This window comes from Macellibacteroides fermentans (assembly GCF_013409575.1).
Lineage (GTDB): Bacteria > Bacteroidota > Bacteroidia > Bacteroidales > Tannerellaceae > Macellibacteroides > Macellibacteroides fermentans.
The window spans coordinates 40,263-55,681 of record NZ_JACCCY010000008.1 but is presented as its reverse complement, the minus strand read 5'-3'; the positions used below and the strand labels follow the sequence as shown (position 1 = coordinate 55,681).

Sequence of the window (15,419 nt, the reverse complement as noted above, 5' to 3'; positions counted from 1 at the left end):
TTGTGGGACAGAATAGGCTCTGTCCCTTGTGAATAATTAATCTAATCCGAAATAATACGCTAACCGTTGCTCTTGTGATTTTGGGAATATCCACCCTGCCAACTTCTGACCATTGAAAGTCAATCGAGCGTTAAATCGTCCGCCCATTGCTTTAAGTTCGTCTTTGATTGACTTTGTTTCTCCGAAAACCGCCACCGCTTTGGTTGAATACTCAACCAATGTGCAATTTGCTTTGCCTCCTGTCGGCTTGCTTGGCGGCGTTGTACCTCCGTTCTTGTTGATATGAATGTTATCCTCGTTTCCTGCGGTGTAGGCAAATTCCTCTATCGTGTTTTCACGTTTATACACGGGTTCTTTCTCGATTATCCAACCGTGATATTTGCTTTCGCCCAAATAGTAGCCGTCGCCCATGCTGTACTTCTCACGGTGTTCGTAATCTTCGTTAGGCTCAGCTAAATAAGCGGTTTCCTCAAAGTTGGATGCGTGTTTACGCATTTCAGAAAAGATGTCCCTTTTGTGCTTGGAAAAACCTATGATAACCGTCCGCTGTGTGCTATATGAGTAGTAATCAGTATAGCTGTCGCTCTCGTTTTGTCTTAAACGTGCTACGATAACCGCCTGTGCATCTTCGGGAAATATCTCAGCAAAGCGTTTGCGACCGATTTCCCTAACCTGTTCTACTCTGTTTTTTTCCTGTTCGGCTTCGTCCTGCTCTGTTTTCTTCTTTTGCTGTGCCTCCTGCAATAGCATTGCGACTTCAATGCCGTCCAAAAATGTCGGATTGTCCTGGTCGTAATAATAGCCGATACCGAATTTTTCTTTCAATGGTCGGATAATATCCGCAATGTAGAATTCCTTTGTCCGTAAACAAATTAACTTATATGCTATACCCCAATCTCTTTTAAGAATGTCGCACACAACGTATTTATCGTTGTTGTAGCCCTCCATTTGGATAATCTGATTGACTTCTACCACTTGTTTGGCTCTGTCAATTTCCTTGTTTGCACCTAATAAAAATACTTTGCTCATATTTCTGATTTTAAAAAATTAATAATGTGATGATTACGAGAATAATCCCGATAGAAACAACTGTCAGAAAGAGAGAGAAAAGCAAGCCTACAAACTTGAAAAAGAGTCTTAATAACTTCCAGATAAGCCAACCTGCCACCACAAGGGAAATAGTTCCACCCGAACGAGATAACAACCCTAAAAACGCTATCCAAACCACTACCGCCACCAATTTTATGATGATTCCGGAGCCGAGGGAGTTTTGTTTCAGTATGTTTTTCTCTTTTCTCATAATTCTGACATTTTTTTTGCGTCATCCATCACGTCGGTCGTTTTTTGTTTCGAGGGCATAAAAAGGGATAGTGCATAGGACTGTCAAGTTTTTTGCAATAAATACGCTCGCCCGACCCCAATTTTTCAGGGAGGGAAAGAGGAAGATTTGTGGCAAAACCACTTGTGGCTCGAACTTTACAGTCCGTAATCTGCACGTTCATACCTTTGCCCGCAGAACAAAAGCGACCGCTCAAAAGGATGACTTTAACCGGAATGTGGAAGAATTAGGAAGGCAAGGAAAAGAGAGAAATATACCGTTGAAAAGTTTTTTGAACAGATTTCTTTTATAATGAGAAAGATGCTTGAAATCCGGTTATACGACACAAATATTTTAAGATTAAAAAAGAAGGAGATAGCTCAATAAATTCTATTTTTGTAGCTATGATTAACAAGTCAAAACACAAAATTCGCATTTACCGTTCCGACACACAAACGGAACTCGCTCTGCCTTTTGCCAATGAAGGTATAAAGGCTGGATTTCCTTCTCCTGCCCAAGATTTTTTAGACCAATCGATTGATTTGAATAAGGAATTGATTAAAAATAAAGAGGCGACATTTTACGGTGTAGTGAATGGCGACAGCCTGAAAAAGATAGGCCTTATGCACGGTGATATTCTCGTTATCGACCGCTCGATGGAGTTTTGTGATAATTATTTGGCTGTGTGCTTTATTGACGGCGAATTTACGACCAAATTTATCAAAAGAGACAATGATATTATATGGCTGATGCCCGAAAATGACGATTACCAACCAATAAAAGTGACAGAAGAAAACCAGTTTATGGTGTGGGGTGTGGTAACATACAGTATCAAAAATTGTCTGCATATTAAACGATGATAGGACTTCTCGACTGCAATAATTTCTATGCTTCTTGCGAGCGCGTATTCAATCCCGCTCTCAACGGACAAGCTGTGGTTGTGCTAAGCAACAACGACGGCTGTGTTATTGCCAGAAGTAACGAAGCCAAAGGACTTGGCATTAAAATGGGAACCCCTTTTTACCAGATAGACGATTTGGTAAGGACGAAAAAGGTTGCCGTTTTCTCGACCAATTTTACACTTTACGGTGATATGTCGAACCGAGTGATGAATATCATCCGCCAATTTACGCCCGATGTGGAGATTTACTCGATTGACGAAGCATTTTTAGCATTGGACGGATTTAGTGATTTAGCTAATTACGGCAAAAAAATAGTTGGAACTATCACAAAATGGACCGGCATTCCTGTTTCTTTGGGCATCGCGCCTACCAAAACATTGGCAAAATTGGGTAACCGTTTTGCTAAAAAATATCCCGCTTATAAAAATGTCTGCATTATCGATTCGGACGAAAAACGTATCAAAGCATTACAGAAAACAGAAATAGGTGATGTGTGGGGTATCGGAAGACAGCACCGGAAGTTTTTAGAATCCCAAGGCATAAAAACAGCATTTGACTTTACGCAGAAAAGCAGTTCGTGGGTACGCAAATATATGACCATTGTTGGCGAACGCACCTGGCGTGAGCTCAACGGCGAAGCCTGCATAGGCTTGGAGCAGGTACTTCCCAACAAAAAGCAGATCCTCACATCCCGAAGTTTTGGTAATATGGTTTCGGAATATATCCCATTGTCCGAGTCGGTAGCTACTTTTGCCTCGCTTTGTGCCGGAAAGCTAAGAAGGCAAAAGTCCTGTGCCACTTCACTGATGGTGTTTATCCATACCAATAAATTCAAGGAAGATTTGCCGCAATATTATCAGAGTAGCATTATCGAACTGCCCGTGCCGACAAATTTCCCAGCTGAAATAATTCATTATGCGCTTGAAGCGTTGAAAAAGATTTTCAAGGAAGGATATCAGTACAAGAAAGCGGGCGTGATGATTACCAATATCGTTCCCGACAGTTGTATCCAGACCAATCTTTTTGATGGCTTGAACAGAGAAAAACAGAGGAGATTGACAAAAACGCTTGACCTGATCAATTCCAAGTATCCAAAATCGGTTATTTTCGGTGCTCAGGGCATAGACCACGAATGGAAAATGAGGCAGAACAATCTTTCTCCTTGTTATTCCACCCGCCTGAAAGACGCAATACGGATTAATTAGAACGGGGAAGATTATGTGCTTCAAGCATAATTGCGTGAAAATAAAAACCGTCTAAATACATTGTTCCGACAAAACAATCTTTACAAGGGTACGATACGCTTCAAAAGAGTATGCTTGTGTTTTCCTACCGAAACTTTCTTTGATGTGTGAGTGCAGTTCTCGTAACTTCCTGCCCGGCGAAGCGTGGCAGACAAGAAGATTACGCAAACGAAACGGAAACACAAAGAGTGTTGCAGGTGCGATAAAGAAAAAGCCTATCTCAATGAAGAAATAGGCTTTTGGTCTGTTTACAAGTATCGTTTAAATTCTCTTTTTACCATAAAGTTTTTTGCCATCGGGAGATAGATAAAAATCGAATGTTTCTTCAACAGCCTTTCCGCCGATAGTAAGCGAATATTTACATCGAACAATTACGGCGAGGGCATCATCCGCACTTCTGCTTTCATACCCTTGCAGGTTATCAGGAGTAAGATTTTTAAGCGAGTCGATACGGTTGTTCATTACTACAATGTCATCGTCGTATTTATCAACTTCACTTTTGAGCTTAGTATTCGCCCGCAAATCAGAGGTCATTTCCTTAGCCAGTTCGATACGTTTAACAATAAGTTCTTTATCCTTCCGAAATTCGTCAGTAAGGAAAGCGATACTGTCGGCAACTGTTATTTTGCCTTGTTCGTTTAACTCAATAATCTTGAAGTTTAGGTCGGAAGCAGAGCTTCCTTTTAGCAATGATTCGCTAATCGTTTTTTCGTAGATGCTATTGCTATTTGAGCCACCGCAGGCGACCAACAAAACCGCGATTAATAAATAAAATACATTTTTCATAATGCCTATGTATTAATAGTTTGACTTAATTCAATGAAATATCAAATAGTTTTGATGATAGGTTATATACAATCAAAACCTCTGTTTCTTTTCTGGGTTTCGTCCGGGTATATTCGGTTAGTGCTTTCATAACCCATTCCCTGAACGCTTTCGCTTCATAAGACGCGATGCGATAACTGACAAAAATCAGTACTTCCATATTATATAATGTCGTCTCGCTTTGGCGACCGTTATGCCCGTATTTGTGTATTCGGGTTACGTCTTCTTCTCGCAATAAACCCGATTTGAATATAGACCGCAGATTATTACCGACTGTATTTACAAATACGTTGAACAAATCAGCTATCTCGTGCTTAGTCATCCACAGGGTGCAATTTACGAGTTTTGCTTCGATAATTAGCTGATTTTCGTTGTTTTCTTTGATTCTGATATATCCTCGTTCCATAATTTTGCTATTCTTTATCGTGTTGAATATTAAAGCCTATTCGCCTGCGAGGCTTATTTTCCTGCTCCTTTTGTGAAGCCAGTTCGGTGAGAACCTGATAAATATCGCTGAACTGCATATTGGTTTCTATCATAAAATCCTCTAATTTACGGTTTAGTTCTGCATAACCGAGTGCGTATTGGCGCAAAGTTACGAAAGCTCTGATAATAGAGATATTGACTTGAATTGCCAAAGAACTGTTGAGTACGCTCGAGAGTTGGGCGACCCCTTGTTCAGAAAATGCGAATGGGGGATAACGGCTACCGCCCCAACTTGAGGTGCCAAAATTGCACCTCAAGTCTTCGTTCTCACTATCAGTTAGTTCAAACATAAAATCCTCCGGGAAGCGTTCTATATTACGCCTTACAGCACGTTTCAGATTTTTTGTTTCTACTTGATACATTTCTGCTAAATCAAAATCCAAAAGGACACGCATCCCTCTGATTTCATAAATCTTACTTTGTATGATTTGTAGTTCCATGATATTGTGATTTATTGATTTACAGCTATTTTTTGTACTTTCATCATCGGTTTGAATGAAAATGCTTCTTCTTTCTCAAATGTATTCGCCCAAAGAGAAAATTTTTCTTCCTCTGAAAGACTGTGCCACATCATAGATATGCGTTTCACTCTTTCAGGATCATTTGATAGAGTAATTGGAAGATTGAATAATGCCATTTTCTCACCCAAAGAAAGACACTCAAAATGTTTATCCAAGTTAGATTTAGATTTAATCTTTTTCTCTTCCAGTTTTTCAGCAAATGAAGCCATGTCATTGCTGACCTTGACATCTGTGATTCTTGCGTAAATTTGGGTAGTTTTGATATTGGTATGCCCTAACATCTTTGATACGCTTTCGATAGATACCCCTTTGGTCAAGGTAAGGGTTGCAAATGTATGTCTTGCAAGGTGATAGCTCAAATTTTTATCAATACCGCACACTGTTCCGATTTCCTTCAAGTATTCATTCATCTTTTGATTGCTCATAACCGGAAGAACTTTATCATCCGGTAATTTTCCAGAATACTTATCTATAATTTGCTTTGGAACATCAAGCAAAGGGACGTTGTAATTAACACCAGTTTTCTCCCGTTTACCCATAATCCATAATCCATCATCAAAAGAAGTTCGGATGTTAGAGTTGCGTAAGTTCTTTACATCTATGTAGGCAAGCCCCGTGAAGCAACTGAAAATAAATATATCCCGTACTCGTTCAAGGCGTTCGGAAGCAAATTTCTTTCGCATAATTATATCAATTTCTTGCTGTGTCAAGTAGCCACGATCTGTCTTCTTGAAGCGTATCTTAAAATTGGCAAACGGATCAATGTGTATCCAACCATTATTTTTTGCCATGATGATAATTGTACGGAAACGTTGCAGAAATTTTGCGGTAGTATTCTCTTTACAGTTACAGGAAGTCATCAGGTAAATTTCAAAGTTGTGCAGGAACATATGATTCACCTCTTTTAAAGAAATGTCTGATACATTATAATACTCCTTTATAAAGTCAGCCATTCGTTTATAGGCTACTACATATTTTTGGAGTGTTTCTTTGGATTTGCTTATACCAACTAATTTGGCAATATCATCATTATGGCGTTGAAAAAGTTCGAGTACAGTCTGATGTTTTACTTCAATGCCGAGAAAGAGATTCTTAACTCTTTCGGCATTTACATTGTTTTCCTTTGTCTGTAACTCATGATACACATTATGAATACTTGTTTTTATAGTATTCAATAAGGCATTGACTTCAACAGCTTCATTAGATTTGCCGATAGCGATACCGGCTTTTGCGTCCCAGATATTGGGATTGACATTTACTTTTGTGTTAAAACGGCTTGGTTCTCCGTCGATGGTAATACGGCACATGATAGGATAAGTGCCGTCTGCTCTTTTTTTGTCTTTCTTTACATAGAAAAGAATGCGAAATGTACTTTTCATAAACTCATTTTTTAATGTTACAAAATTACCGATAACTATCTAAAAATGAATTTTATGCACTATGCCAAATCAGGACAATACGCTGCCAATTTTGACCAAACTGTACCCCCTTCGCTTCGAATTACTGTACCCCCTTGCGTTTTTTCGGAAAGGGGGTACAGTTTAGGTTAGCTGCTTTGTCTTTTTTCGTCTTTTTCTTGGCTTTAGACCAAGACATGATAAACAAAAAAAGCCCCTCATATTCACTGAATATGAAGGGCTTGTCTTTCTTTTGGCGCCTCTTGTCGTAGGCTCTCTGCGGTATGGACGGGAAAGCCACCTTTGTAGGTTAATTTGCTTTCTTTTAGCGTTTTATCCTTTCGATTTCTCTTAGGGGGTACAGTTTAGGTTAGGAAATCCTAACTGACTGTTTTTCAACGCTTCCAACATTGTATTTCAAATTTCCTTTTCTTGGCGGTCCGGACGGGACTCGAACCCGCGACCCCATGCGTGACAGGCATGTATTCTAACCAACTGAACTACCGAACCATTTTTTTTGTTTTCGTGTTGCACTTTCTCTCAAATGCGATGCAAAGATAGGGGCTTTTTTTGAATTCGCAATACTTTGAAAGACTTTTTTTAAATCTAACAATTATTTTTTTTACTTTTGCAGGAAACATTAAATGATTAAGCATGAAAAATACGCCTGTTGATTACCAAACCGCACGTAAAGTGATTGAAGGATACGGGTTGCCCGATTTTGGTAAAGCTACTATACGTGAGGTGGTTGCGATTTCCAATCAATTGGAACAACTTACTAAAACAGAATTTATTCATATGGAGATGGGGGTTCCGGGACTGCCGGCCGCCAAAGTAGGTGTAGAAGCAGAAATTAAAGCGCTTCAGGCAGGTGCTGCCTCCATATACCCTAATATAAATGGTTTGCCCGAGCTGAAAGAGGAGGCTTCACGATTTATTAAGGCTTTTATAAATATTGATGTGGCAGCCGAAGGGTGTGTGCCTGTTACCGGTTCCATGCAGGGTACGTACGCCTCTTTTCTGGTAAGCGGACAGTGCACACCGGGCAAGGATACCATCTTGTTTATTGATCCGGGATTTCCGGTGCAAAAGCAACAGATTGCGGTGATGGGCTATAAGTACGAATCGTTCGACGTTTACGAATGCCGCGGCAAGAAGTTGCGCGAGGTGCTGGAGTCGTACCTGAGTAAAGGTAACATTGCTTCGATGATCTATTCGAATCCAAACAATCCAGCCTGGTTCTGTCTTACAGAGGAAGAGCTGCAGATCATTGGCGAAATGGCCAATAAGTATGATGTGATCGTGATTGAAGATCTGGCCTACTTTGCCATGGATTTCCGCAAACCCCTCGGGGTGCCTTTCGAGGCTCCTTATCAGGCTACGGTAGCACGCTATACGGATAATTATGTTTTACAGATCTCTGGGTCCAAAGCGTTCAGCTATGCAGGTCAGCGTATCGGTGTAACCGCCATATCCAACAAATTATATCATCGCTCCTACCCCGGACTTACCCAGCGTTACGGAGGTGGCACCTTTGGTACGGTATACATACACAGGGTACTTTATGCGCTGTCGTCCGGTACAAGTCACTCGGCTCAGTATGCGTTGGCGGCTATGTTTAAAGCAGCATCCGACGGCTCCTTCGATTTTGTGTCCGACGTGAAAGAGTATGGCAGAAGGGCGGCCAAGCTTAAAAAGATCTTTACCGATTATGGTTTTACCATTGTATACGATCAGGATTTGTCCGAACCGATTGCCGATGGTTTCTATTTTACAATCGGGTATCCGGGTATGACCGGCTCCGAATTGATGGAAGAACTTATGTATTACGGAATCAGTGCAATTTCGTTAAGTACAACGGGTAGTAATCAGCAGGGATTGAGAGCTTGTACTTCGTTCATCAAGGATCATCAATATGCTCTGCTTGAAGAGCGTTTGAAAATATTTAAAGCCAATCGTGCTCATAATTAACTATTTACCGGCATACCTTAACACTTCTTTAACAGGTATGCCGGTGTAATATATTTGTTTCGTCCAACTTTTTGTTTTATATTGTCGCTGTTTTTCTAACCAAACGACTTCACAGGTATGGCACAATATAACAACATATTCAAGATTACTCACAACAACGTACTTCCTGAAAAGGGGCATATACTGATCTCGGAACCTTTCCTGCAGGATGCTTACTTTCAGCGTTCGGTTGTTTTATTGGTGGAGCACGATAAAAAGGGCTCCATGGGCTTCGTGCTGAATAAAAAGCTGGAAATGAAGCTGAACAGGGTGATTCCTGAGTTTGAGAACCTGCCGGATATCCCGGTTTATTTAGGGGGACCGGTGGCTTCGGACCGTTTATTTTTTATACATTCATTAGGTGACACGCTTATTCCCGAAGCGGTGGAATTCAGTAAAGGACTTTATATGGGTGGCGACTTTGATGCGTTGAAGCGTTACATTCTGGCTGGTCACAAGCTGGAGGGCAAAGTAAAGTTCTTTTTAGGGTACTCGGGATGGACCGAGAATCAGCTTAGTACCGAGATTAACCAGGATGCTTGGGTAGTTGGAGAATCGTCCTGCAACAAGGTGATGCTTGCGGAGGACGAGTCTTTCTGGAAAGCTTCGTTATCCGGACTGGGTGGACGCTACAAAACATGGTCCAATTTCCCCAAAGATCCTTTTCTTAATTAGTCACCTCACCGGCGGATAAGTTATCCGCCGTTAATTCGTTTCCGCAAACACGTATTGCATCAGGTATACATCGGCAAATCCGTCTGGTGTACTGATCCATTGCACCAATCGTCCGGCTATCTTAAAGCCGGCAAGGGTGAACAGCTTAACGCTGGCTTCGTTGTTTACGGGCACATGGGCATACACCTGTTTGAGTTTAAGAAAGGAGAAGGCGTAGGATAGCACAAGCGACAAGGCCTCGCCGGCATATCCCTTACGACGGTAGGCCGGGTCTACCAACACACCTATTCCGCAACGGCGGTGATGCGGATCTACATCGAACAGATCGATGGTACCCACAGCTTCGCCGGTCTGCCGCGATTGAATCATGAGGCGAAGCTGACCGGTGGTATAGATATCCTGGTGTGCACTGGCTATGTACTCCTTCAGCACATAGCGTGAAAAGGGTGTCAGGGTGTTGCCGTGTTGCCACAATGAGGCATCATTCTCCCAACGATAGAGCACGTCAAGGTCTTCGGGCTCGAGGGCCCTCAGGATGATTCGTTCATTTTCCAATAGCTTCATATCCAACCTGTTTTTATCTGTTATTTTTTACCGGGCGAGACCAGCACGCCGCTCTTTTTGTTGTAGATATGATAGGTAATATGCTTGTCGGGCATCTTATCCATCAACAGCAGGAGTTGTTCAAATCGTACATCATTGTAACAGAAGGCGATGTCTGTAAATCCCTTCATCCGGTTGCTTCGGTTGATACAGTCCATCACCCGGTGCTCGTCGAGGTTCCAGTGATTTACAAATTCGAGGTTCGGTATCTGTTTCAAACAGGCGGTTCGCACAGTTTCGAGCGACATTTCACTGCTAAGAATAAGCAGACGCCTGCAGGATGACTTTGTTTTTTTGTTGGCCGACGTATGAAACACCAGGTCCAGCAACGCCCGAAACCACACGGCCAGGCGAATCAAGAGGGAGAACAGCTTTCCGGCTCCGGAATAATGCTTCCGGTAAAAGATGAGCATGGCTCCGTAGAATATCTTTACATATTTAATGTTGCCCTTGCTGGTACTTTCGCCTTTGTAGTGCAGGATTCGTTCGGGCATGTAATAATTCTTGTATCCGGCCAATTTAAGACGGTACGAAAGATCGATATCCTCGCCGTACATAAAGAAATCTTCGTCCAGCAGTCCGGCTTTATCCAAAGCCTCCTTCCGGATCAGCATAAAAGCACCGGCCAGCACATCTACCTTGTGTCGGGCATCGGGATTGAGATACGGCAGACTGTACTTGGCAAAGCGTGGATTTTTGGGAAACAACTTAGACAGACCGAACATTTTGCAGAACGATACCCAGGGTGTGGGAAAGCTGCGCTTGGATTCGGGCAGGAAGACACCGTTTCCATCTATCATTTTAACGCCCAGAGCACCGGCCTTGGGTTTCTCTTCGAGGAAATAACACAAGGAACGTATACTGTCTTCACCAATAACGGTATCGGGGTTAAGCAGCAGGATATATTTTCCCTTAGCCAGACGGATGGCCTGGTTGTTGGCTTTGGCAAAGCCGGGGTTGTCGCTGTTTTCGATAAAGGTAACCTCGGGGAAATTGGGTTTGAGGTAGGCCACCGATCCGTCGGTGGAGTTATTGTCTACCACAAAGACTTCGGCTTCCATGCCCTGCAGGGCGGCACGAAGGGAATAGAGGCATTGTTCCAAAAAATATTTTACATTGTAATTTACGATTACAACCGATAGTGTTATCTCTTCCATGTTTTGTTTTTAGATTTTGATAGAATCGTTAAAGCTTGTACGGTTAACGATAGACCGTCCCAGCGTGATCTCGTCGGCATACTCGATCTCGTCGCCGATGGAAACTCCCCGGGCTATCACAGATACGTTGATCTGGTAGGGCGACAATTTGCGGTAGATAAAGAAGTTGGTGGTATCGCCTTCCATGGTGGTACTCAGCGCCATAACAACCTCCTTTACATCACCGGCGGCCACACGATCAACCAGACTGGCTATCTGCAGATCGCCGGGTCCAATTCCTTCGATGGGCGAAATAATGCCTCCCAACACGTGGTACACGCCCCGGAACTGACCGGTATTTTCGATAGCCATCACCTCTTTGATGTTCTCCACCACGCAGACCAGGGAATGATCCCGTTGCGGATCGGCACAGATACCGCACATCTCGTCGTCGCAGATATTATGGCATACCTTGCAATACTTCACCTCTTTACGCAGGTTCAACAGAGCCGAAGCAAATCCTTCGGCATAGGCTACATCGCGCCGTAAGATATAGAGAGCCAGACGTAAAGCGGTCTTCCGCCCCACTCCCGGCAAACTTGACAATTCATTTACTGCGTTCTCGAGTAACGCAGATGGATATTTCTGATTCATTTATTTCTGGTTGTACGCTACAAATATACGCGAAATATAAACGGAATACAAAAGGTAGGTGGCTGAACTGTTGTCTCATTAGAAATAAAAACTTAGCTTTGTGTCCGGCTATCGGATGCATCCGCCGGCTAATGTTAATCGACTAAAATAAGATACCGTGAGTAAAGTAGATGAAGAAAAAGTAAGCGGATTACCAGAGAACGCTTACCGTGAATTAAAAGAGGGGGAAACATACACTCCCCTTATGTCGCCAACTAAATCGTACAGGGAAGTTACCCCGTGGTCTGTGCTTTGGGGTGTGCTGATGGCTGTACTGTTCAGTGCTGCCGCCGCTTACCTGGGATTAAAGGTGGGCCAGGTGTTTGAAGCCGCCATTCCCATTGCCATTATCGCCGTGGGATTGTCCGGAGCCTTTAAACGCAAAAACGCACTGGGCGAAAACGTGATTATCCAGTCAATCGGAGCCAGCAGCGGCGTGGTGGTGGCAGGTGCCATCTTTACCTTACCCGCTTTGTATATCCTGCAGGACAAATATCCCGAAATAAGCGTAAACTTCTTCGAAGTGTTTATGAGCTCGTTGCTGGGAGGTGTGCTGGGTATCCTGTTGCTCATTCCCTTCCGTAAATATTTTGTATCAGAAATGCATGGTAAATATCCCTTTCCCGAAGCTACAGCTACAACCCAGGTGCTTGTATCGGGCGAAAAGGGAGGCAACCAGGCCAAACCGCTTATCTTTGCCGGTATTATCGGTGGGGTGTACGACTTTATTGTAGCCACATTTGGTTGGTGGAGCGAATCCATCAGCACCCGCATCGTAGGTATCGGCGAAATGGTGGCCGATAAATTCAAGGTGGTGATGAAGGTTAACACCGGAGCTGCCGTACTGGGACTTGGGTACATTATCGGACTGAAATATTCGATGATTATCTGTGCCGGATCATTTCTGGTGTGGCTGGTGATTATCCCGTTGCTGTCGGCCCTGTTCGGTTCGGAGGTTCTTACCTTTGGCAACGCAGCCATCACTGCCACGGTAGGCAGTATGAGTGCCGAACAGATCTTTACTACCTATGCGCGCCATATCGGTATCGGGGGTATTGCCACCGCCGGGGTTATCGGTATCATCAAATCGTGGTCCATCATTAAGAGTGCTGTAGGCCTTGCAGGCAAAGAGCTGAAGGGTAAAAATACGCAGACTACCGATACGATTCGTACCCAGCGCGACCTGCCCATGAAGATTATCGCCATCGGCACCATCCTTACGCTGATCGTAACCTTTATATTTTTCTATTTCGGAGTAGTGGGCAACCTGTTCCATGCGCTGATCGGACTTCTTGTAGTGGGTATTATTGCATTCCTGTTTACCACCGTGGCAGCCAATGCCATTGCCATTGTAGGTACCAATCCGGTATCGGGTATGACTCTGATGACGCTTATTCTGGCTTCCATCGTTATGGTGGCGGTTGGACTGAAAGGGGCTGCCGGAATGGTTTCCGCACTTATCATCGGAGGTGTGGTTTGTACAGCGCTTTCCATGGCTGGAGGTTTTATTACCGACCTTAAAATAGGTTACTGGCTGGGTACTACCCCTGCCAAACAACAGGGTTGGAAGTTTTTAGGCACTTTGGTATCGGCTGCCACCGTGGGTGGTGTTATACTTATCCTGAACCAGACTTACGGCTTTACAAGCGGTCAGCTTGCCGCTCCGCAGGCCAACGCCATGGCTGCGGTTATCGAACCGCTGATGTCCGGCGCGGGTGCTCCGTGGGTATTGTATGCCATCGGTGCTGTGCTGGCTATCGTGCTTAATTTCTGCAAGATTCCTGCTCTGGCTTTTGCTCTGGGTATGTTTATCCCTCTCGACCTCAATACACCGCTGCTGATTGGTGGTGCCATAAACTGGTATGTTGGAAGCCGGTCGAAAGACAAAGAACTTAACGCAGCTCGTCTGGAAAAAGGAACGTTGCTTGCTTCCGGATTCATCGCCGGAGGTGCTTTAATGGGTGTGATAAGTGCCGCATTGCGTTTTACGGGTGTAAACCTGGTAAACGAAGCCTGGCTTGAGGGTAACCTGGCTGAGGTATTGGCTGTTGTAATGTATATTTTATTAATTGCCTATCTTGCCGTAAGTTCGCTGCGTGCCAGAAAAGAGGCCTAATATCCGATAGATATGGATGCTCCATCAGTAAGGGTCGGGATTCTGACCGAAAAAGCTGTCAGTTTTGTATTCAACGCCGAGTACGTAAATGCCGAAACCGGGGCATTGGTAAGCGGCGAACAACGTGCCTTGCTAATAGACAATCACATTGTTTATAACGGCAAATTATACAAGGAATTGTTTTTTGATTCGGTAGACCCCAATGCTTCGTTCGACATCAAGGCGGTTACCATCGGTGTTAATTTCCATTGGGAACGTAAGGAGGACCAGCGTTTCCGCGGAGCATTACTTCTGCTGGCCAGCAAAGAGGGAATCATAACCATCAATCAGGTGGATGTGGAAGAGTATCTTACCAGTGTAATCTCGTCCGAGATGAGTGCCACGGCTTCCAAGGAGCTTCTAAAGGCGCATGCTGTTATTTCGCGCAGCTGGCTGCTGGCCCAGATCGAAAAGAATACCCTGATAAAGGGTTCTGATAAGAAATACCAGACCTGTTACCGCGACGAGAACGAACTGGTGCGTTGGTACGACCGCGAAGATCACGACCTGTTCGATGTCTGTGCAGACGACCACTGTCAGCGGTACCAGGGAATCACCCGTGCTTCTACACCCATCGTTGAAGAGGTGATTAAAGAGACACGCGGGGAAATTCTATCCAACGGCGACCGGATTTGCGATGCGCGCTTCTCCAAATGTTGCGGGGGCGTTACCGAAACATTCGAACATTGCTGGGAACCCGAGCCTCACCCCTACCTTGCCGTATTGCGGGACAGCACGGAAACGGAGTATCCGGATCTGAGCATCGAGGAAGAGGCCGAAAAGTGGATACGTACCTCGCCGGAGGCTTTTTGCAATACAACGGACAAAGAGATTCTGAGTCAGGTGCTGAACAACTACGACCAGGAAACGGCCGATTTCTACCGCTGGAAGGTAACCTATACACAATCTTATCTTTCGGATCTGATACACAGAAGAAGCGGCATGGATTTCGGACAAATACTGGATATGATACCCGTATCGCGTGGCACATCCGGACGTATCGAGAAGTTGAAGATTGTGGGAACACGTAAAACATTTACCATCGGTAAGGAGTTGGAAATTCGTCGCACACTATCGGAATCACACCTGTACAGCTCTGCTTTTGTGGTGGACAAAGAGGAAGTGAAACTGGATGTACCGCAACGGTTTGTACTTACAGGAGCCGGCTGGGGACACGGAGTGGGTCTTTGCCAGATCGGTGCCGCAGTTATGGGGGCGAAAGGATACGACTACCGGGAGATTCTTACACACTATTTTCCCGGAGCCAACCTCAATAAGAGATATTGATTCAATAAAAAGATTGATATAACGTACCTACACAAAAGAGAGCATCCCGAAGGGTGCCCTCTTTTTTAATGTTTACCTATTTTTCTGGTTTGATGAACAAACCAGTTTGCCTGGACTCTCACGAGCTAAATGCGATACAAAGTAACCACATTCCGTTCAATGAGAAA

The 15,419-nt window shown here is 44.0% G+C and carries 14 protein-coding genes, 1 tRNA gene and 1 pseudogene; 6 read left to right on the top strand and 10 right to left on the bottom strand.

Translation table 11 applies throughout. From position 1 onward, the window contains the following. Positions 1–36 precede the first annotated feature (36 nt). Positions 37–1,029, bottom strand: a complete 993-nt coding sequence (locus tag F5613_RS16185) for a fusion protein (protein WP_179400524.1) — start codon at positions 1,027–1,029, stop codon at positions 37–39. Positions 1,030–1,039: 10 nt separating this feature from the next. Further along, positions 1,040–1,300: a hypothetical protein gene (locus F5613_RS16180; protein WP_179400354.1), complete on the bottom strand. Its 261-nt coding sequence runs from the start codon at positions 1,298–1,300 to the stop codon at positions 1,040–1,042. Positions 1,301–1,722: 422 nt separating this feature from the next. Here F5613_RS16180 and F5613_RS16175 point away from each other — a divergent pair, with 422 nt between their 5' ends. Then, the gene (locus F5613_RS16175; RefSeq protein ID WP_179400353.1) at positions 1,723–2,178 is read left to right on the top strand and encodes a LexA family protein; all 456 of its coding nucleotides are present in this window, start codon (positions 1,723–1,725) and stop codon (positions 2,176–2,178) included. Further along, positions 2,175–3,425 carry a Y-family DNA polymerase gene (locus tag F5613_RS16170; protein WP_179400352.1) on the top strand — a complete coding sequence of 417 codons (1,251 nt, stop codon included), beginning with the start codon at positions 2,175–2,177 and terminating at the stop codon, positions 3,423–3,425. The genes F5613_RS16175 and F5613_RS16170 overlap by 4 nt, the downstream gene beginning before the upstream one ends. 300 nt (positions 3,426–3,725) lie before the next feature. Here the strand turns inward: F5613_RS16170 and F5613_RS16165 are convergent, their stop codons facing one another. The 5 genes and pseudogenes from F5613_RS16165 to F5613_RS16145 all read right to left on the bottom strand — a co-directional run bounded on the left by F5613_RS16165 (position 3,726) and on the right by F5613_RS16145 (position 7,203). Continuing rightward, positions 3,726–4,250 carry a hypothetical protein gene (locus F5613_RS16165; protein WP_179400351.1) on the bottom strand — a complete coding sequence of 175 codons (525 nt, stop codon included), beginning with the start codon at positions 4,248–4,250 and terminating at the stop codon, positions 3,726–3,728. Positions 4,251–4,275: 25 nt separating this feature from the next. Continuing rightward, a complete protein-coding gene (locus F5613_RS16160) occupies positions 4,276–4,695 on the bottom strand; it encodes a virulence RhuM family protein (protein ID WP_179400350.1) in 420 nt (139 codons plus the stop codon). Positions 4,696–4,702: 7 nt separating this feature from the next. Beyond that, positions 4,703–5,215, bottom strand: a complete 513-nt coding sequence (locus tag F5613_RS16155; RefSeq protein ID WP_179400349.1) for an ORF6N domain-containing protein — start codon at positions 5,213–5,215, stop codon at positions 4,703–4,705. A gap of 269 nt (positions 5,216–5,484) precedes the next feature. Next, positions 5,485–6,675, bottom strand: a pseudogene (locus F5613_RS16150) (site-specific integrase); the annotation flags it as partial. A 451-nt stretch (positions 6,676–7,126) separates the two neighbouring features. Next, positions 7,127–7,203 (bottom strand) — tRNA-Asp (locus F5613_RS16145). Between the two features lie 144 nt (positions 7,204–7,347). Here F5613_RS16145 and F5613_RS16140 point away from each other — a divergent pair. Next, entirely contained in the window at positions 7,348–8,664 is a 1,317-nt protein-coding gene (locus tag F5613_RS16140) for an aminotransferase class I/II-fold pyridoxal phosphate-dependent enzyme (protein ID WP_179400523.1), read from the top strand. A gap of 117 nt (positions 8,665–8,781) precedes the next feature. Continuing rightward, positions 8,782–9,378, top strand: a complete 597-nt coding sequence (locus F5613_RS16135) for a YqgE/AlgH family protein (RefSeq protein WP_179400522.1) — start codon at positions 8,782–8,784, stop codon at positions 9,376–9,378. Between the two features lie 30 nt (positions 9,379–9,408). Here F5613_RS16135 and F5613_RS16130 read toward each other — a convergent pair whose 3' ends face one another. Genes F5613_RS16130 through recR form a run of 3 tightly spaced genes read right to left on the bottom strand, consistent with a single transcriptional unit; the run spans position 9,409 to position 11,771 of the window. Then, on the bottom strand, positions 9,409–9,942 hold the full coding sequence (locus F5613_RS16130) for a GNAT family N-acetyltransferase (protein ID WP_179400521.1): 534 nt from the start codon (positions 9,940–9,942) through the stop codon (positions 9,409–9,411). 20 nt (positions 9,943–9,962) lie between these two features. Further along, positions 9,963–11,138 carry a glycosyltransferase family 2 protein gene (locus tag F5613_RS16125; RefSeq protein ID WP_179400520.1) on the bottom strand — a complete coding sequence of 392 codons (1,176 nt, stop codon included), beginning with the start codon at positions 11,136–11,138 and terminating at the stop codon, positions 9,963–9,965. Positions 11,139–11,147: 9 nt separating this feature from the next. Next, positions 11,148–11,771: a recombination mediator RecR gene (gene recR / locus F5613_RS16120; protein ID WP_079683061.1), complete on the bottom strand. Its 624-nt coding sequence runs from the start codon at positions 11,769–11,771 to the stop codon at positions 11,148–11,150. A 157-nt stretch (positions 11,772–11,928) separates the two neighbouring features. Here recR and F5613_RS16115 point away from each other — a divergent pair, with 157 nt between their 5' ends. Together F5613_RS16115 and F5613_RS16110 are read left to right on the top strand one after the other, a co-directional pair. Continuing rightward, the gene (locus F5613_RS16115; RefSeq protein WP_179400519.1) at positions 11,929–13,926 is read left to right on the top strand and encodes an OPT family oligopeptide transporter; all 1,998 of its coding nucleotides are present in this window, start codon (positions 11,929–11,931) and stop codon (positions 13,924–13,926) included. 12 nt (positions 13,927–13,938) lie between these two features. After that, the gene (locus F5613_RS16110; RefSeq protein ID WP_179400518.1) at positions 13,939–15,252 is read left to right on the top strand and encodes a SpoIID/LytB domain-containing protein; all 1,314 of its coding nucleotides are present in this window, start codon (positions 13,939–13,941) and stop codon (positions 15,250–15,252) included. Positions 15,253–15,419: the final 167 nt, after the last annotated feature.